This is a genomic window from Cupriavidus sp. FW305-3-2-15-C-LB2 (assembly GCF_058787575.1).
The window spans coordinates 35,609-53,322 of record NZ_JBYSZW010000008.1 but is presented as its reverse complement, the minus strand read 5'-3'; the positions used below and the strand labels follow the sequence as shown (position 1 = coordinate 53,322).

Here is a 17,714-nt window from a genome sequence, read left to right as displayed (position 1 = left end):
CGAAGACCGGCTGCAAACATAGAACATTCAGGAGACAAAGCATGCGTGGTACTGAACTCGTGCGTCGTATTTCCGGCGTGGCCGTGCTGGCAGCCGGCTTTATCCTCAGCGGCACTTGCCTGGCACAGGAATGGCCGGCCAAGCCGATCACCGTGGTGGTGCCGTTCCCGTCGGGCGGGACTACCGACGTGCTGGCCCGCGCGCTGGGCGACCAGTTGTCGAAGAGCCTGGGCCAGCCCGTGATCGTCGAGAACCGGCCCGGCGCCGGCGCCACCGTGGGCGCGGACTACGTCGCCAAGGGCAAGCCGGACGGCTACACCCTGCTGATGGGCGCGGTCCACCATACGATTGCCAGCAGCGTCTACAAGAAGCTGCCCTACAGCTTCCAGAAGGACCTGGCACCCATTGCCACGGTCGCCATGGTGCCCAACGTGCTGGTCATCAATGCCGCCAAGACGCCGGCGAAGGACGTCAGCGAACTGGTGGCCCTGGCGAAGAAGGCAGCGCCGGAGTTTGCCTATGGCTCCAATGGCAACGGCACCGCGCAGCACCTGATCGGCACCCAGTTCCAGGCCGCCACGGGTGCGCCGCTGCTGCACGTGCCCTACAAGGGCAGTGGCCCGCTGACCACCGATCTGCTCGGCGGACAGGTGACGATGTCGTTCGATACCCTGACGCCGGTGCTGCAGCACATCAAGTCGGGCAAGCTGCGCGCCCTGGCCGTGACCACCGCGCGGCGCTCCAGCGTCCTGCCTGATGTGCCGACGCTGGAAGAGGCGGGGCTGAAGGGCTTCGATATCGGCACCTGGTTCGGCGTGCTGGCGCCGGCCGCCACGCCAGCGCCCATCGTCACCCGGCTGAACGCCGAGATCGTCAAGATCGTGAAATCGCCGGACTTCCAGCAGCGCATGGTGGCGGTCGGGGCCGAGCCGATGGCGAGCACGCCGCAGGAGTTTGCCAAGCGGATCCAGGACGAGACGGTCAAGTTCGCCAGGCTGGTGAAGGACGGGAAGGTGACGATCGAGTAGGCGACCCGCCGTCACTCGGTTGCTTGCCTTCTCGCCTATATTGAACTCTGCCCGGCATCGCCTTATGCGTTGCACGGGCGGACTGCGGGTAACGGAGGGAGGGCGCCATGAAGATCGCGAGCATCGAAGCCATCGTCCTGCGCATTCCGTTCACGGTGGGCGGCGTTTCCGCCGCGGGCGTCTGGGGCGGCGCCGGGATGCAGGCCGCCGACTCGCTGCTGCTCAAGGTGACGACCGACGATGGGCTGGTCGGCTGGGGCGAGACCTTCGGCTTCGTGGGGATTCCGGCGGTCAAGGCGGCCATCGAACAGATGCTGGCGCCGGCCTGCCTCGGCCGGGACGCAACCCGGATCGATGCCATCGGCCTGGACCTGCAACGCAGGTTCCATGTCTTCGGGCGCAGCGGGGCTATCTTCTACGGGCTGTCCGCGCTCGATATCGCCCTGTGGGACCTTTGCGGCAAAGCGGCCGGGCTGCCTGTTCACCAACTGCTCGGCGGCGCGCGCCGGGACCGCCTGCCTGCCTATGCCAGCCTGATCCGGTATGCCGATCCCGAAACGATGGCGGTCAATGTCAGCCGCGCCATCGCCGATGGCTACCGGAGCCTGAAGCTGCACGAGGTCGACCTCGCGGTCATTCGCGCCGCCCGCGAAGCAGCGGGCCCGGACATCGAGATCACGCTGGATACGAACTGCCCGTGGCCGCTCCATGAGGCCATCGACATGGCGCGCGCGCTGGAACCCTTGTCGCTACGGTGGCTGGAAGAGCCCCTGTGGCCGCCGGAGAACTATGCCGGACTGGCCGCCCTGCGCCAGCAGTGCGCCATCCCGGTCGCCGCCGGCGAGAATGCCACCACGCTGATGGAGTTCCAGCACCTGCTCAGCGTGGGCGCCGTCGATGTGGTGCAACCCAGCCCGGCCAAGATGGGTGGCATCAGCGCCTTGCGCAACGTCTTTGCGCTGGCCGAGGCGCACAACACGCAAGTGATGGTCCATACCTTCTATGACGGCCCGGGGCTGCTGGCCAGCATGCATGCCACGGCAGCGCTGGGGGATGCTGCGGCCATGATCGAATGGCGCTACTTCGACATGGAGGCGCAGGTGCTTGGCGATGCCGTGGTGCCGCGCGATGGCATGATCGCGGTACCCGCTGGCCCGGGCCTGGGCATCGACCCGGATCCGGAGGTCATTCGGCGATATCGCGTTGCGTGAGCATCATCCCGGCATCAGAAATCCACCTTCTCCCCCGGCTGCGGCACGATCACGCCTGCCGCGGCGCCAGCGCCCAGCGCCGCCTTGAACGCTTCCGGTGTCCCGCTCAACTGCGGCGAGGTCTGATAGTGGATCGGGATCGCAAAGCGCGGCCGGATCAGGTCGCGCACCGCGATGGCGGCTTCCTGCGGTCCCATGGTGAAATGGCCGCCAATGGGGATCAGCACGAGATCGGGTTTGTAGACCTCCCCGATCAGCCGCATGTCACCGAACAGTCCCGTATCGCCCATGTGCCAGATCTTGAAGCCGTTCTCCAGCTCGATGATGTAGCCGACGGGCTCACCGCCGTAGTGGGTTTCGTCCTTGCCGGTGGCGGGGTTCTTCAGCGCCAGTTCCGACGAGTGTTCGGCATGCACTGCGGTGATTCTGGGGCCGGTCGGGCCAAAGGGCATGACCGTGCCGCTCTTGCCGAAGCGCTGCGCCTGCGCGGCCGGGACCATGCCCAGGCTGACCAGGGCCTGGCCCAGGCCGCCGCCGTTGTAGATCGGCGCGTTGGTCAGCCTGGCCAGGGCGGGGGCATCGCCCAGGTGGTCGCTGTGGGCGTGCGTGACCAGAATCAGGTCGACCTTGCCCAGCGCCGAGAGCTGCTTGAAGCCTGGCGGCGTCTTGGGATTGGTGGTGAGCCATGGGTCGACCACGATGACCTTGCCGCCGGGCGTGGTGATGCGCGTGGCGGCCTGGCCCAGCCACAGCACTTCGGCCTTGCCGGCGGTGGGCTGGCCGGCCGGCATCGGGCGCCGGGCCTCCGCTGGCGGCGTGGGCGCCGCGCAGGCGCCGAGCAGGGCGATGACGGTGGCGAGGAGAACGGCGCGCAGTCTGGTCATGGTCTTTCTTCCCTGGATGAATTGGCCTGGCAACTTGCAGTACTAGCGGACAAACATGCCCAATCCTTCGTGGTCGTAATACTCCAGCCACACGCGGTCGCTGGAGAACGCCGCTTGCGAGATCGTGCCCGGCGTCGCGTTCTCGTTATTGAGCGTGAAGGTAAAGACGTCGCCGTCCCAGTGGCTCAGCGGCAAGGTGAGAGGGGTGGCGCCCAGCGTCATCACCAGCGTGCCGCCCTGGTCGGCCACCTGCAGCGGACCGTAGTAGTCGTTCTGGTAGGTGCCGGTGTAAGCCGAGAGTGCGCGCGCCGGCAGCGGGTTGGCCGGGGGTGTCTGGCCGACCAGCCGGCCTTCCGGTGCCAGCAGCGGCGCAAGCGCATCGCCGTAGATCCTGCCCCAGTCGCGCCGGATGGCGCCGTACTGCACGAGATCGAAGAATTGTGCGTTCAGGGTTTCCGGGACGCCGATGGGATAGCCGTTGGTCAACGTGACGATGGCCAGGTTCAGCGACGGCACCGCGGTAAAGTTGGTGGCCGCGCCCACCGCGAACGCGCCGGAGTGGTTATAGGAGGCCAGCCCGAGTTCGGTCGTGCCGACATTGAAGCCATAGCCGTAGTAGCTGGCCGGCCGTCCGCTGACGGGCGGGCTGCTTTGCATCTGCTGGCTCAGCGCGGGTGCCAGCGCGGCGGCGTCGACGATGCGCTGGCCTGCGAACTCGCCTTTGGCGAGCAGCATCGCCAGCCATTTCGCGATGTCGTTGACGGATGAGCTGACGCCCCCGGCGGGCGACTGCGCATCCGGCATCGTGCCCATGCCTTGCACCCAGGCGCCGTTGATCCTGACATGGCCGAGGGCGCGGTTGTCGCGCGCGGCAAAGTCGGCGTAGCGCGAACTGGTGCGCGCCATGCCCAGCGGTTGGTAGATGGCCTGCTCGGACAGCGTGGCCCAGTCGATGCCGGCCGCGGTGGCCACGGCCTCGGCGGCGGCGGTCATGCCAAAGTTGGTGTACGCATAGACCGCCCGGAACGGATGCAGCGGCAGGTAGCGCAGGCGCGTCAGCACCTGCTGGCGGTCGAAGCCCATGTCTTCAAGCCGGTCGCCGGCGTGGTCGGGCAGGCCGGAGCGATGGGCGTAGAGATCGCCAATGGTGACGGCTTCCGTGACTTCCGCTTCCGCGAGCGCGAACCACGGCAGGTGCGCGCGCACCGGCGTATCCCAACTGATGCCGCCGCGGCCGACCTGCCGGGCCACCACGGTTGCCCCGATGGGCTTTGACACCGACGCAAGCTGGAACACAGTGTCGGCATCGACCGGCGCGGGGTCGGTTACCAGCCTGCGGCCAAAGCCTTTGGCGTAAACGGTTTGATTGCCGCGCACCACGGCGACGGCCATGCCCGGCACGCCGGAACTGGCCATCAGGTCAGCGGCCAGCTTGTCGACCTGGGCGATGGCCTGGGTGATCTGGGATTCGGGAACCGGACCGGGCGGCCTGGGCGGATCGTCGTCATCCCCACCGCAGGCGGGCAGGGCAGGGACCAGCAGGCCGCCCAGCGCGGCTCCCAGGAAACGGCGACGCTCTTGCAGTTTGCCCACGGTGGTTCTCCGCAGTTCTTAGGTCAGGCGGGTCGGCCGCGCCCTTGGATAGGAATACTGTAGGCGATGGGGGCGGGGAGTGGCGAATGCGAAACGTCTTATCGCCGCACGATGGCGGGGGCGAGAAACTGCAGGCCTCACCGAAGGGTTCGGTGGGCGGGGGTGACAACCCGAAAGAACCTCGGCAGATTCGATCTCATTCAATCAAGAGTCGCGCGGGCAACCATGTTTCCATGGCGGGCCGGGCGGGGCAGCTGCAAGGCTGGCCGGGTCTTCTTCTGCTGAGGTTCCCCGGTATGTCACCCCCGTTGTCAGGCCCGCCACCTTCTTCTCGTCTGGGCAGGCGGGCTCTCTCTGGCTAGTAGGAGATAAGCGCGATGCAAATGTCTACCCATCACCCTTCAGGACCCCGGCATATCGTGCCGGCCGGCACGATCGAGTCCTTTGAGCAAATCAGCGCCGGGCTGAGTGCCATCCTGTTGCTGGTTGAAATCGAGAGCGAGCGTTCGGAGGGTTGCCACAACGTGTATTCGCTGCTGGCAATGGTGAAGGCGCAGCTGGACCAGACGGCGGCAAAGCTGTGCGCGGATGAATGACGAGTCCGTCGCGGCAAAACAAAAAGCCCGCACGTTCGTGCGGGCTTTTCGCTTTGAAACCTTGGTGCCCAGGAGAGGACTCGAACCTCCACAGTGTTGCCACCGCTAGGACCTGAACCTAGTGCGTCTACCAATTCCGCCACCTGGGCAAGGTGAGCGCCGGATTTTACAGCGCGCTGCGGATTTTGCAAGTCCCTCGGCCGGCTTTGGCGCAAGAAATCCGGTTGAGCTGCGGTGGGCCGCTGTTGCTGGTCAATCGGTGGACACGTCAGCGTCGGAAGTGAGGATGTCAAACAGCGCCTTGGCCGCAGGCTGCAACGCCCGGTCGCGACGGCGTATCAGCGCCAGGACACGGTCCACGGCAGGCTCGGTCAGCGCGATGGCGCACAGGCGGGGATGATCGCGTGGCAGTGCCAGGCCCGGCAGCACGGCCATGCCGAGGCGGGCTTCCACCAGCGCCAGCACGCCAACCACGTGGTTGGCTTCCCCAGCCGGCTGGCACGCGGCGAGACCTTCGATGTGGTGATCCTGGCGGACTCGGGTCTCGACAAGCTGATATCGGAGGGCAAGGTGGCAGCGGGCAGCCGGGTACCAGCCGAACTGCAGCAGCGCGTCTTCTTCTCCGCCGGGATGGTGGCGGGCCACCAGAGCGCGGCGGCTTCGCGGTTTGTTCGGTTCCTGGCGTCCCCGGCGGCAGCCACGATCGTGCGAACGACCGGACCGGAGCCGGTTGCCACGCCGCTGCCGCCGCCGGCTCCGCCGGTTCTGGGGCAGCCGGAACAACGCTGAACCGCTTCAATATCCGTTGGCGGCCGCAAAAAACAAAAAGCCCGCACTTTTGTGCGGGCTTTCTGCTTGAATCTCTGGTGCCCAGGAGAGGACTCGAACCTCCACAGTGTTGCCACCGCTAGGACCTGAACCTAGTGCGTCTACCAATTCCGCCACCTGGGCAAGGTGAGCGGCGCATTTTACCGAAGGTTCACAAATTTGCAAGCACCTCCGGCGGGCACACGCAGCATCGCTGGCCGGACTGCGTTACGGCGATCCGGATGTGCCACGGGCAATCAGAACGACGGCACCATCGCGCCCTTGTACTGGGCCTTCATGAACTGGCGCACGTCTTCAGACTGGTACGCTGCCACCAGCTTCTTGACCCACGGCTTGTCCTTGTCCTGCGTGCGCACGACGATGATGTTGGCGTACGGGCTGTGGATGTCTTCCAGTGCGATCGCGTCCTTGGTCGGCTGCAGGCCGGCCGCGAGCGCGTAGTTGGTGTTGATCACGGCGGCGCTGACATCGGGCAGGGCGCGGGCCAGCTGCGCTGCATCCAGTTCCACGAGCTTCAGCTTCTTCGGGTTCTCGGCCACGTCCAGCGGCGTGGCGTTGACACCGTTGGTGCCGGCGCCTGCCTTCAGCTTGATCACGCCTTGCGACTGGAGCAGCAGCAGGGCGCGGTTTTCATTGGACGGGTCGTTGGGCACGGCCACCTTGGCGCCTTGCGGCAGGTCCTTCGGCGACTTCAGGCTCTTCGCGTAGATGCCGAGCGGCGAGATATAGGTGTAGCCCACGCTCTGCATCTTGTAGCCGCGCTGCTTCACCTGGCTGTCCAGGTAGGGCTGGTGCTGGAAGCTGTTGGCGTCCAGGTCACCGGCATCCAGTGCGGCGTTGGGCTGCACGTAGTCGTTGAACTCGACGACCTTGACGTTCAGGCCATTGCGCTTGGCCACTTTCTGGACGACTTGCCAGACTTCGGCATCCGGGCCGCTGACCGTGCCGACGCGGATGGTCTGTTCCTGGGCCGACGCGCTGCCGGCGGCGAAAAAACCAAGAGCGGACACTGCGACCGCCAGGCGCTTGATGAGAGACGTGCTGCGCATAGGAGTTCTGGAGATATTCTGGTTATGTGGCGAGTGAGACAGTCGCCTGGGCAGGGATCGCCTGACCGGGGCGAGGGCCACAGATTAACGCAATTGCGTCAAGATGGCGCGGCGGGAATGAATCTGGCGTCTATTTCTTTTTCATAAGCTTATGAATCCAAACAACGCCAGATGACCGGCATTAAATGCTTCTGTGCCAAGGCTCAGTCTGCAAAGACTTCGCGCAATGTCCGCAAGGTGTCTTCCACGATCCTGTCACTCAGGCCGCCGGCCCGCCTGACCAGCCGGGACTTGTCCACGATCCGGAGCTGGTCCAGCAGGATCAGGCCAGTCTTGCGCTGAAAAGTCACCGGGACGCGAAACGGTGCCGGCCTGCTGCCGGTAGTCATTGGCGCCACGGTGACGGTGCGCCACTGGCTCAGCCGGTCACCGCCCCATATCCCTGGCCCTTCCACTCGATAAAGCACAAGCCATGGCCGAACGGGTCCGACAGCCTTGCCTGCCGTCCCCAGTCAAAGTCCTGCGGCCAGTCCTCGATCTCGGCGCCGGCTTCCAGCGCGCGTTCGATGGCCTGTTCCAGGTTGGCCACGACGAAGTCGAGGTGGACCGGCGTCCAGTGGCGGCGGTAGTCGCGCCGGGTATCGGCGCGGGTGGTGGGGCGGGTGCCGGCGGGCTTGGCGAGCAGGTAGATGGGGGTGTTGCCGCCCAGCATTTCGGCAACGGTGCCGTCGAACAGCTTGCGGTTCAGCCTCAGGCCAAGCCCCTGCGCGTAGAAGTCGATGCCGCGCGGCAAATCGTCGACATCGATATTGATCAGCAACTCCATGACAGCCTCCTGGCGGCGTTCCGTGTGAAAGCGGCCGCATTGTGCGCCGGGTCTCCTGACAACTGCTGTCAGGAGTGATGTTTCAGCCGGCCAGGCAGGTGCCAGGAACGGCGCGCTAGCCGCGCAACAGCTCCCGCACCACCGGGCGCAGCGCGTCGCCGAGTGCCAGGTGCGCGTCGGCATCCAGGTGCACGCCGTCGACCTCGCTGCTCTGGATCACGGTGCCGGCGTCGAACAGCGGACAGCCCAGTTGCGTGCAGACCTCGGCCACGGCTTGCGGCAGGCCCGTCCACTTATGTTCGCCGCCAGCAAACTTGGGCGCCAGCGGCCCGCGCGGGGTGCGGATCGGGGGTGGGGTGACGACCAGCACCGGAGGCACCGGCATGCCCGGCTCGATCGGCGCGCTGCGGATCGCCTGCACCAGCGTGGCGATGCCCTGGGCGGCGTGCCAGGCGTTGTGCGGGTGCATCGACTGGAAATCGTTGTTGCCCAGCATCAGGACCACCAGCGCCAGCGGCGAGTGGATTTCAACGCGCTGCGCCAGCCCGTGCAGGCCGTTGCGGCCGGGTTTGAATGGGTCGTCCCAGACCGTGCGGCGGCCGTTCAGGCAGTCTTCGATGACGCGCACCGGGGCGCCGCCGCCGGCGTTCAGGCCCAGTTCCAGCCGGCCGGGCCAGCGCACCGGGAAGGGCAGGCGCCGGCGCGTGCCGGGCACGATGCCCCATGACAGCGAGTCGGCGTAGACAAGGATCTGCAGAGGATCGGTTTCGGCCAGCGGCGCGGCGGTCATGCGGGACTCCAGTTGGCGTGGATATTGGTCGATAAAGGGCAATGGTCCGTGTCAAGCCATGTTGCACCGCGCAGACAAAAAGGTCTCCCGAATACGCGAAGACTTCATAATATCGACTTACTGACGATCGGGAGAATGAAGTTGCGTTTCGAGCACTTGGTTGAGATCAACGATCCAGGCAATCCTCAACTGGATCCGCTGACGCCTGACCAGCTGTGGCAAGGGCTGGTGCTGCGCGCCGAGTCGCCCGAACTCTTCGTGCTGGGGCTGGACCGCGCCGAAGTAGTCGGCCGCGGCGACAACTGGATCGATCGCGTGCTGCATTTTGGCGAGGCGTCGATCCATGACCATGTGGTGTTCGAGCCGCGCCGGCAGGTGCGCTATGAAACCGCGGCCACGGCCGAGCATGCCGGCGGCACGCTGACCATGGCGATCGAGACCCCGGGCCCGGGCGCGCTGCTGCTGCGCTTTGTCTACAACACCACCATGCCGGCGGTCGACGCCAGCGGCGATGACCGCTATGCCGAGATCGTCAAGTCCGCCTACCACGAGGCCGATATCGACACCGTGCGCAAGATCCGCGAGATCGCTGACACCGGACGGCTGGGGTGAGCGAGGGTCCCGCCACGCCGGAGGGTTCCGGCCAGCGGCCGGGTCTGCCGACCCGGCTGGCGCTGCGTGTGCGCTACGGCGAGCGGCTGCGCTGGCTGGTGCTGGTGACGCTGATGCTGGGCACGATCTCGTCGATCGTCTCGTCCACCATCATCAACGTAGCGATTCCGGACCTGAGCCGGCATTTCGTGCTGGGGCAGGAGCGGGCGCAATGGGTGGCGGCCAGCTTCATGATTGCGATGACGCTGTCGATGCTGCTGACGCCCTGGCTGCTGAACCGCTACGGGCTGCGCCGCACCTTCCTGGGGGCCTCGCTGCTGCTGGGCGCGGGCGGGCTCTTTGGCGGCTTTTCACCGACCTACGGCGTGATGATCGCGATGCGCGTGGCCGAAGGCGTCGCCGCAGGCATTATGCAGCCGCTGCCCAATATCCTGATCCTGCGCGTGTTCGAAGAGCGCGAGCAGGGCAAGGCGATCAGCATGTTCGGCTTTGGCGTGGTACTGGCGCCGGCGCTGGGGCCCAGCCTGGGTGGCTTCCTGGTCGAGGCCTTCGGCTGGCGCTCGATCTTCTTCGTGGTGGTGCCGCTGACGCTGATCGGCGTGCTGATGGCGCGGCGCTTCATGGCGGTGGACTCGATCATGATGGGCGAGCGCCAGCCGCTGGACTGGCGCGGGCTGGGCCTGGCCGGTATTGCCACGGTAAGCCTGCTCAACGGCGTGGTCGAGATGCGCGACAGCGTGCCCGCGGGCCTGGCGCTGTCGGGCTTCGGCGTGCTGATGCTGGCGGCGTTCGTGCTGTGGCAGCTGCGCGCGGCGCATCCGCTGATGAACCTGCGGCTCTACAGCTACCGGCAGTTCGCGGCCGGGGCGGTGGTGGCCTTTATCTACGGCGCGGGGCTGTTCGGCTCGACCTACCTGCTGCCGGTCTATATGCAGATGGCGCTGGAATACACGCCGTCGCGCGCGGGCCTGGTGCTGTTCCCGGCGGGCGTGATGCTGGCGCTGACGATCGCCATATCGGGGCGCTTCACCCACAAGATCGCGCCGCATATCCAGGTGTCGTTCGGGCTGGCGCTGCTGTCGCTGTCGTTCCTGCTGATGGCGCTGGGCTCGCGCTCCACGCCATATCTGGTGCTGGTGGCGCTGGCGGTGCTGGGGCGGATCGGGCTGGGCTGCATCCTGCCGTCGCTGACGCTGGGGGCAATGCGGGGGGTGGACTTCACGCTGATCGCGCAGGGCTCGAGCTGCATCAACTTCCTGCGCCAGCTGGGCGGCGCCATCGGCGTGAGCCTGGCGGGCGTGGGCCTGCAATGGCGGCTGGCGGAGCACGGCGCGGTGCTGGGCCAGGCCGGCGACGCCGCCGTGCAGGCGGCGCGCATCCGTGCCTTCGATGAAACCTTCCTGGCCGTGGGCGTGGTGATTGCCAGTGCGATGATCGCGGCGTGGCGGATCCGGCCGCGGCCGGTGCCGGCGGCCTGAGGCCGCCGGGCCTGGCTGCGCCGGCTTAGCTGGCTGCGCCGCTGCGCAGTTCTTCCACCAGCGCGACGTACTGCTCCATCGCCTGTTCGCGTGCGGTGCCGCGCAGGGCTTCCCAGGCTTCAAACTTGTAGCGGCCGACAAAGTCGGTCATGCCGGGCTTGTCGCCGTGGGCATCGCCTTCGCTGCCTTGCTTGAACAGGGCGTACAGGCGCAGCAGGGACATGTTGCTGGGGCGCTCGCTCAGTTGCTTGACGTCGATCTGGGCCTGGTCGAAGCGTGCCTGCAGGTCGCTCATGGGGGTTCCTCCGTGTGTGCTGTCTGGATTGCGAAAGTGCAGGCCGATGATAGCCGCCCGGCGGCGCCGCGCCGTCCGTATAAAACCGAAGAAGCCCTCGATTCCGGGCGTCACCGGATACAATCGCGCCATGTCCTGGATTCTTGCTGTTGAAACTTCTACAGAGTGGTGCTCGGTCGCGCTCGGACGTGCGGTGCCGGGTGCCGGAGTCGAGTGCCTGGTGCGCCATGAGCACACTGGTGCACGCTCGTCGGCACGCGTGCTGCCGGCTGCCGGCGAGCTGCTGGCCGAAGCCGGCATTGCGCTGGCGGACTGCGCTGCGATTGCCTTTGGCGCCGGCCCGGGCTCGTTCACGGGCCTGCGCACCGCCTGCGGCGTGGCGCAGGGGCTGGCCTTCGGCGCCGGGCTGCCGGTGGTTCCGGTCAATACCCTGATGACGTGCGCCGAGCGCGCGCGCGCCGCTACTCCGGCGCTGCCGGACGACACCGCGGTGCTGGTGGCCCTGGACGCGCGCATGGATGAAGCCTATTCCGCTGCTTTCCGCTGGCATGCCAGCGCGCGGGAATGGGCGGAAGTCACGCCGATGCAGGTCAGCGCGCCGGAAACCGTGCCGCTGCCCGACGGCGATTTCTGGCTGGCCGGCAATGCCTCGACGGTTTTCGGCGAGCGGCTGGCGGGCCTGGCGCGTGCCGCGCGCGTGCTGCCGGAGGCGATGCCCCATGCGCAGCCGATGATCGCGATTGCACTGCGCGCACTGGCGCGCGGCGAGGCCATCGACGCCGACCAGGCCATGCCGATCTACCTGCGCGACAAGGTCGCGCAGACCATCGCCGAACGCGAAGCCGCCGCTGCCGCCCGTGCCGCGGCCCAGACCGGGAGCGCATCGTGAGTGCAGCCTATCCGCTCGATCCCCGCAACCACTGGCCGGCCGTGCCCGCCATGCCGGTGCTGCCGCACGGCTGGGCGCTGGGCCGCATGAGCGCGCTTGACCTGGCGGCCGTGGCGGGCATCGAGGCGCGTGCCTACAGCCATCCGTGGACCCGCGGCAATTTCGAGAACTCGGTCAAGTCCGGGCATCTCGGCCTGACGCTGCGCGACCCGGCTGGCACGCTGGTGGCCTACGCCGTGCTGATGCCGGTGGTCGATGAAATGCACCTGCTCAATATCACCGTCGAGCCGCGGCGCCAGCGCCAGGGGCTGGGGCGGCTGATGCTGGCGGTGGTGCTGGCCACCTCGCACGCGCACCGCATCCATACCATGCTGCTGGAAGTGCGGCCGTCCAATACCGGGGCGATCGCGCTGTACCAGGCGGCGGGGTTTGCCGAGATCGGGCGCCGCAAGGGCTATTACCCGGCCCTGGGCAGCAAGCGCGAGGATGCGCTGGTGCTGCGCCGCAGCTGGCCGGCCGAGTCCGCCGCCAATGAAGGCACGGAGGGCAGGGCATGAGCCGCCGCGCACAGTTCCTGGAAGTCCTGGGCATCCCGACCGAATGGGTGCCGCGCGAGCGCGCGGATGCGCAGGCAGAGGCTGCGCCGGAGGTGGCCGTGGCGCAGGCAGCGATGCCTGTTGCCGAGGCGCCTGTGGCCGAGGTTGCCGCAGTGGTTGCCGCTCCGGCTGCGGAACCCGCCATGCCGGTGCCGGCGCCAGTGGCGCCGCCGGTCTCCCGGGCACCGGCGGCGCCTGCTCTGGTTCCGGCCGGCCCGGAACCCGGCTCGGCGCAAGCAGATCGCGAAGCCGCCATTGCCAGCATGGAATGGCCGGCGCTGGACGCCGCCGTGGCCGGCTGCACCGCGTGCGGCCTGTGCCAGCACCGCACCAATACCGTATTCGGCGTGGGCGACCGCCAGGCCGAATGGATGCTGGTGGGCGAAGCCCCCGGCGAGAACGAAGACCTGCAGGGCGAGCCCTTCGTGGGCCAGGCCGGCAAGCTGCTCGACAATATGCTCGGCGCGCTCGGGCTGGCGCGCGGGCGCAATGTGTTTATCGCCAACGTGCTCAAGTGCCGCCCGCCCGGTAACCGCAACCCGGAGCCCGAGGAGGTGGCGCAGTGCGAGCCGTTCCTGCGCCGCCAGATCGCGCTGGTGAAGCCCAGGGTGATCGTGGTGCTGGGCCGCTTTGCGGCGCAGTCGCTGCTGCGCAGCACCACGCCCATCGGCAAGCTGCGCGGCACCGTACATAGCTATGAAGGTATCCCCGTGGTGGTGACCTACCATCCGGCTTACCTGCTGCGCACCCTGACCGACAAGGCGCGCGCGTGGGAAGACCTGTGCCTGGCCAGGGAGGTCCATGACCGTGCGGGAGCTGGGGCCTGACCTCTCCTTGACCCGCGGCGGCGACGGCAACAGGCCGTCGGGCCCGCCGCTGTGGCGCCGCGCCGCGTCGGCGCGCACGCGCGACCTGGCCTGGACCACGCTCTCGCCGCCGCTGCTGGCGGCGGTGCCGGGCGCGGCCCCGGCGCGCTGGCCCGCCGGCACGCTGGCCGCCTGGCAGCACTGGCTGGAAGCCGCTGACCCCGCCACGCTGCCCGCCACCATCGACGAACTGGCCGACGGCCACGTCGCCCCTTCCGCCGACGATCCCGACCAGGATCCCGCCAGCCGCAGCCTGCGCCTGGGCCGCCATGCCGAGCGGCTGCTGCATTTTGCGCTGCGCCATATGCAGGGGCTGTCGCTGCTGGCCGCCAACGTGCCGGTGCGGTGCGCAGGACGGCAGGGTATCCGCACGCTGGGTGAGCTGGACTTTATCTGGCGCGAGCAGGCGTCGGGCGCGGTGGTCCACTGGGAGATGGCGGCCAAGTTCTACCTGATGGCGCCTGGCGACAGCCAGGTAGCGCGGGCGCAGGATTTCGTCGGCCCGAACCTGGTCGACCGCCTTGGCGACAAGCTGGGCCACATCGTGCACCGCCAGCTGCCGCTGGGCTGCACCGCGGAGGCACAGGCCCTGCTGGGACATACGGTGGACCGCAGCGAGGTCTACCTGCTGGGCTGGCTGTTCTATCACGATGGCCGGGTGCCGCCGGGGCTGGATGCGCTGGGCATCGCGCCAGACCATTTGCACGGCTGGTGGTCCACGCTCGATGACTGGGCCGCCCGCGCAGCCGCTCGGCCCGGCTTGCGCTGGTGCCGCCTGCCACGTACCGGCTGGCTGTCGGGCGCGCTGGTGCCCGAATCCGGCACGGAAGAAGCCGGCGCGCTGCGCGCGATGCTGGCGCAGCGCTTTGCCGACCCGCGCCATGACCACGGCTGGCGGCGCGAATCTCCGGTGATGCTGTGCGAACTGGAGCCGGCCGGGCCAGAGGCGCCAGGCTGGTGGCGCGAATGCTCGCGCGGGTTCGTGGTGCCGCCGGGGTGGGAAGAGCGGGCGCTGGCGCGGGCGGCGGAGCCGCCAAGACCGGGGCCGCAGGCCGCGCAGGACGCGGCCTGACCCTCGCTGCGCCGGCTAGTGGTGCTTGTCCTCGCCGATCATCGCCAGCGAGTTGAAGGTGCGCGCGTTGTACTTGTGCAGCTTGAGCACCAGCGCCATGGTCACGCAGATAAACAGGCCCAGTGCGACGATGACCACGCCGATCGGCACGTTCAGCTTGATCAGCAGCGCATACAGGCACAGCATCAGCAGCACCGAGACGTTCTCATTGAAGTTCTGCACCGCGATGGAGTGGCCGGCCGACAGCAGCACGTGCCCGCGGTGCTGCAGCAGCGCGTTCATCGGCACCACGAAGTAGCCAGACATGGCGCCCACCACCATCAGGAACACATAGGCAATGGCCATGTACAGCGGCATCTGCAGGCCCATCACGTCCAGCGTGACATTGGGCATTGCATCCTTGGTGTAGAACGCCATGATCATCACGGTGGCGCCCATTGCCACGCCAAAGGGCAGCACCGACAGTGACTTGCGCAGCGGGATGCGCGCCGCGGCCAGGATCGCGCCCACGGCCACGCCCACGGCCACCACGGCCTGCAGCAGCGCGCCCTGGGACAGGTTCAGGCCCAGCGATTTCTCGGCCCACTTCAGCACGATGAACTGCAGCGTGGCGCCCACGCCCCAGAACAGCGTGGTCACCGCCAGCGAGATCTGTCCCAGCTTGTCGCGCCACAGCGCCACGAAGCAGTCGCCGAACTCGGCGATCAGCCTGATCGGGTTCTTTTCCTGCGCCGGATAGCGGGCGCCGGTATCGGGGATGAACAGGTTGAAGATCGAGGCGACCACGTAGAACAGCATGATCACCACCATCGCGGCCTCGGCCGGGGTGTCGATGCCGGTGTTCAGGAACGGGACATCTAGCTGCAGCAGCATGCCTGACACGTGCACGGAAATCAGCGCGCCGCCGACCACGGTGCCCAGGATGATCGAGCCCACCGTCAGGCCTTCGATCCAGCCATTGGCCAGCACCAGTTTCTCCGGCGGCAGCAGCTCGGTCAGGATGCCGTACTTGGCCGGCGAGTACGCCGCCGCGCCGAATCCCACCACGCCATACGCCAGCAGCGGGTGCAGCCCGAACATCATGATGGCGCAGCCGACCACCTTGATGGCGTTGGTGATGAGCATCACCCGCCCCTTGGGCATGGAGTCGGCAAAGGCGCCGACGAAGGCGGCGAGAACGACGTAGGAAAGAACGAAGAACAGCTTGAGCAGCGGGGTCATCCACTGCGGGGAATGCAATTCGGTGAGAAGGGCGATGGCGGCGATCAGTAAGGCATTGTCGGCCAGCGAAGAAAAAAACTGCGCGGCCATGATGGTGTAAAAACCCTTCTTCATGCTGTCGACTTTTTCTCCATCGCGAGCTCCGCTCAGGTTGGCCAGGCTGGCGCCCACCGGGGAGGCCATGGTTTGCAGGGAACCTTGTGCCGCGGCCGTGTCGAATTGTGTCTGTGGTGCTGCGCTGCGGCGCCTTGAGGCTTGCCTGACAGTCATTGACATAATGCTTCGCTTTTAGAACATGGCCGGAGCGTCCGGCTTTATATCACGAAAACGTGACATTCCCGAACCCCGGCAAGGGCTCTTTTTGACAGCGGATTGCCGTGCCGATTCCCCAATGACCCCCGGCAACGGCATCTGAATGTGTTCAAATAACGACTGCGACCGCGACCAGCCGACCGGGTCTTCCCCGATCTGGTGCGTGGTCGAACCGATATGGTGACTGGGATACAAGGGCGTGCCAATTCCGCACATTCCCGCATGCCAGTCGCCGCAACATGCTGCTGCACACCGACAGGTGACGTTTGCGCCATCGATACTGAGACAGAGCCGTACTTCCAGCGCCCGCGCCGGCCGCCCACGCCGCCAGCGGCGCCGCCGGCTTGCTCGTCCGCTTCCTGAGATGTGACTTCCATGCCAAGACCCATCCACGCTGTCATCCACCAACCCGCCCTGGCCAACAATCTCGACATCATCCGCGGCAAGGCGCCGGAGTCGCGCATCTGGGCGGTGGTCAAGGCCAATGCCTACGGCCATGGCATCCGCCGCGTCTTTGCCGCCCTGCGGGGCGCCGACGGCTTCGGCCTGCTGGACCTGAACGAGGCCGTGCTGCTGCGCGACCTTGGCTGGCAGGGCCCGATCCTGCTGCTGGAGGGCTTCTTCCAGCCGCAGGATGTTGCCGTCATCGAACAATACCGCCTGACCACCGCGATCCATTGCGACGAGCAACTGCGCATGCTGGAAAGCGCACGCGCCAAGGGACCGCTGGCGATCCAGCTCAAGCTCAATACCGGCATGAACCGGCTCGGCTTCCATCCGGCCGCTTACCGTACCGCCTGGGAGCGCGCACGCGCCATGCCCTGTGTGGGCAGTATCGTCCATATGACGCATTTTTCCGATGCGGATAGTGCCCGAGGCGTGGCCCACCAGATCGAGGCTTTCGACGCCGCTACGGCCAACCTGCCGGGGGAGGCCAGCCTGTCGAACTCGGCCGCGGTGCTGTGGCACCCGCAGGCGCACCGCGCCTGGGTGCGCCCCGGCATCATCCTGTATGGCGCCTCGCCGACCGGGCGCGATGCCGATATTGCCGGCACCGGCCTGCAGCCCGCCATGTCGCTGCACAGCGAACTGATCTCGGTGCAGGACCTGCAGCCGGGCGATACCGTCGGCTACGGCTCCTTGTTCACCGCCGAGCGGCCGATGCGCATCGGCGTGGTGGCGTGCGGCTATGCCGACGGCTACCCGCGCCATGCGTCGGGCTGGGGCGAGCAGCGCGCACCGGTGCTGGTCGATGGCGTGCGCACCGAACTGGTCGGGCGCGTGTCGATGGACATGCTGTGCGTGGACCTGACCCCGTGCCCGAAGGCCAGGGTCGGCAGCCCGGTCACGCTGTGGGGCCAGGGCCTGCCGATCGACGAGGTGGCGCAAGCCAGCGGCACGGTGGGCTATGAGCTGATGTGCGCACTGGCCCCGCGCGTGCCGACCTCGGTGGCGACGATCACGGCTTCGGACAGCGCCGCGCCTGCCGTGGCCTGATCCGGGGCGTTGGTGCGGGCGCTGGCCCGCGCACTTGCCATCTGCCGGCCGGGCCACTTGTGGGCCCGGCT

19 protein-coding genes, 2 tRNA genes and 1 pseudogene are annotated in these 17,714 nt (G+C 67.4%); 11 read left to right on the top strand and 11 right to left on the bottom strand.

The features are described from left to right. Positions 1-41: 41 nt before the first annotated feature. The gene (locus AC3WRR_RS08515) at positions 42-1,028 is read left to right on the top strand and encodes a tripartite tricarboxylate transporter substrate binding protein (protein ID WP_011615511.1); all 987 of its coding nucleotides are present in this window, start codon (positions 42-44) and stop codon (positions 1,026-1,028) included. A gap of 107 nt (positions 1,029-1,135) precedes the next feature. Further along, positions 1,136-2,239, top strand: coding sequence for a mandelate racemase/muconate lactonizing enzyme family protein (locus AC3WRR_RS08510; protein ID WP_010810614.1), 1,104 nt, complete (start codon positions 1,136-1,138; stop codon positions 2,237-2,239). Between the two features lie 14 nt (positions 2,240-2,253). On the opposite strand, the gene AC3WRR_RS08505 is transcribed toward AC3WRR_RS08510, so the two are convergent. Together AC3WRR_RS08505 and AC3WRR_RS08500 are read right to left on the bottom strand one after the other, a co-directional pair. Beyond that, positions 2,254-3,123, bottom strand: coding sequence for a metal-dependent hydrolase (locus AC3WRR_RS08505; protein ID WP_010810615.1), 870 nt, complete (start codon positions 3,121-3,123; stop codon positions 2,254-2,256). Between the two features lie 42 nt (positions 3,124-3,165). Next, entirely contained in the window at positions 3,166-4,716 is a 1,551-nt protein-coding gene (locus AC3WRR_RS08500; RefSeq protein ID WP_058697972.1) for a serine hydrolase, read from the bottom strand. A gap of 377 nt (positions 4,717-5,093) precedes the next feature. Between AC3WRR_RS08500 and AC3WRR_RS08495 the strand changes: the two genes are divergently transcribed. Continuing rightward, positions 5,094-5,312: a DUF1484 family protein gene (locus AC3WRR_RS08495; protein ID WP_037024065.1), complete on the top strand. Its 219-nt coding sequence runs from the start codon at positions 5,094-5,096 to the stop codon at positions 5,310-5,312. Positions 5,313-5,374: 62 nt separating this feature from the next. Here AC3WRR_RS08495 and AC3WRR_RS08490 read toward each other — a convergent pair. Continuing rightward, positions 5,375-5,461 (bottom strand) — tRNA-Leu (locus AC3WRR_RS08490). Positions 5,462-5,564: 103 nt separating this feature from the next. Next, positions 5,565-5,765 (bottom strand): LysR substrate-binding domain-containing protein, encoded by a 201-nt coding sequence (locus tag AC3WRR_RS08485; RefSeq protein WP_492296730.1) that lies wholly within the window; start codon positions 5,763-5,765, stop codon positions 5,565-5,567. A gap of 33 nt (positions 5,766-5,798) precedes the next feature. Here AC3WRR_RS08485 and AC3WRR_RS08480 point away from each other — a divergent pair. After that, positions 5,799-6,101 (top strand): annotated as a pseudogene (locus AC3WRR_RS08480) (substrate-binding domain-containing protein); the annotation flags it as partial. A 75-nt stretch (positions 6,102-6,176) separates the two neighbouring features. On the opposite strand, the gene AC3WRR_RS08475 reads toward AC3WRR_RS08480, so the two are convergent. From AC3WRR_RS08475 to AC3WRR_RS08455, 5 genes are all read right to left on the bottom strand, one after another. Further along, a tRNA-Leu gene (locus AC3WRR_RS08475) sits at positions 6,177-6,263 on the bottom strand. A 113-nt stretch (positions 6,264-6,376) separates the two neighbouring features. Next, positions 6,377-7,189 carry a MetQ/NlpA family ABC transporter substrate-binding protein gene (locus AC3WRR_RS08470; RefSeq protein ID WP_010810620.1) on the bottom strand — a complete coding sequence of 271 codons (813 nt, stop codon included), beginning with the start codon at positions 7,187-7,189 and terminating at the stop codon, positions 6,377-6,379. A gap of 203 nt (positions 7,190-7,392) precedes the next feature. After that, entirely contained in the window at positions 7,393-7,656 is a 264-nt protein-coding gene (locus AC3WRR_RS08465; protein WP_492296669.1) for a type II toxin-antitoxin system PemK/MazF family toxin, read from the bottom strand. Continuing rightward, positions 7,608-8,015, bottom strand: coding sequence for a VOC family protein (locus AC3WRR_RS08460; RefSeq protein ID WP_492296667.1), 408 nt, complete (start codon positions 8,013-8,015; stop codon positions 7,608-7,610). The genes AC3WRR_RS08465 and AC3WRR_RS08460 overlap by 49 nt, the downstream gene beginning before the upstream one ends. A gap of 115 nt (positions 8,016-8,130) precedes the next feature. After that, positions 8,131-8,805: an SGNH/GDSL hydrolase family protein gene (locus AC3WRR_RS08455; RefSeq protein WP_010810623.1), complete on the bottom strand. Its 675-nt coding sequence runs from the start codon at positions 8,803-8,805 to the stop codon at positions 8,131-8,133. Positions 8,806-8,940: 135 nt separating this feature from the next. On the opposite strand from AC3WRR_RS08455, the gene AC3WRR_RS08450 reads away from it, so the two are divergent. Together AC3WRR_RS08450 and AC3WRR_RS08445 are read left to right on the top strand one after the other, a co-directional pair. After that, on the top strand, positions 8,941-9,417 hold the full coding sequence (locus tag AC3WRR_RS08450) for an SRPBCC family protein (RefSeq protein WP_010810624.1): 477 nt from the start codon (positions 8,941-8,943) through the stop codon (positions 9,415-9,417). Then, positions 9,414-10,895, top strand: coding sequence for a DHA2 family efflux MFS transporter permease subunit (locus tag AC3WRR_RS08445; RefSeq protein WP_010810625.1), 1,482 nt, complete (start codon positions 9,414-9,416; stop codon positions 10,893-10,895). The genes AC3WRR_RS08450 and AC3WRR_RS08445 overlap by 4 nt, the downstream gene beginning before the upstream one ends. Positions 10,896-10,920: 25 nt before the next feature. Here the strand turns inward: AC3WRR_RS08445 and AC3WRR_RS08440 are convergent, their stop codons facing one another. Then, positions 10,921-11,190 carry an acyl-CoA-binding protein gene (locus AC3WRR_RS08440; protein ID WP_492296664.1) on the bottom strand — a complete coding sequence of 90 codons (270 nt, stop codon included), beginning with the start codon at positions 11,188-11,190 and terminating at the stop codon, positions 10,921-10,923. A 130-nt stretch (positions 11,191-11,320) separates the two neighbouring features. Here AC3WRR_RS08440 and tsaB point away from each other — a divergent pair, with 130 nt between their 5' ends. The 4 genes from tsaB to AC3WRR_RS08420 are packed head-to-tail and all read left to right on the top strand — an operon-like array spanning position 11,321 to position 14,613. Further along, positions 11,321-12,079, top strand: a complete 759-nt coding sequence (gene tsaB, locus AC3WRR_RS08435) for a tRNA (adenosine(37)-N6)-threonylcarbamoyltransferase complex dimerization subunit type 1 TsaB (RefSeq protein WP_041687412.1) — start codon at positions 11,321-11,323, stop codon at positions 12,077-12,079. Then, positions 12,076-12,636 carry a ribosomal protein S18-alanine N-acetyltransferase gene (rimI, locus tag AC3WRR_RS08430; protein WP_011615503.1) on the top strand — a complete coding sequence of 187 codons (561 nt, stop codon included), beginning with the start codon at positions 12,076-12,078 and terminating at the stop codon, positions 12,634-12,636. Before tsaB ends, rimI begins: the two co-directional genes overlap by 4 nt. Then, a complete protein-coding gene (locus tag AC3WRR_RS08425; RefSeq protein WP_010810629.1) occupies positions 12,633-13,502 on the top strand; it encodes a uracil-DNA glycosylase in 870 nt (289 codons plus the stop codon). The genes rimI and AC3WRR_RS08425 overlap by 4 nt, the downstream gene beginning before the upstream one ends. After that, positions 13,477-14,613, top strand: coding sequence for a DUF1853 family protein (locus AC3WRR_RS08420; RefSeq protein WP_011615501.1), 1,137 nt, complete (start codon positions 13,477-13,479; stop codon positions 14,611-14,613). Before AC3WRR_RS08425 ends, AC3WRR_RS08420 begins: the two co-directional genes overlap by 26 nt. A 15-nt stretch (positions 14,614-14,628) precedes the next feature. On the opposite strand, the gene lplT is transcribed toward AC3WRR_RS08420, so the two are convergent. After that, complete coding sequence (lplT, locus tag AC3WRR_RS08415; protein ID WP_010810631.1) at positions 14,629-15,948, bottom strand: lysophospholipid transporter LplT; 1,320 nt, start codon at positions 15,946-15,948, stop codon at positions 14,629-14,631. Positions 15,949-16,521: 573 nt separating this feature from the next. Here lplT and alr point away from each other — a divergent pair. Next, complete coding sequence (alr, locus tag AC3WRR_RS08410) at positions 16,522-17,643, top strand: alanine racemase (RefSeq protein ID WP_010810632.1); 1,122 nt, start codon at positions 16,522-16,524, stop codon at positions 17,641-17,643. Positions 17,644-17,714: the final 71 nt, after the last annotated feature.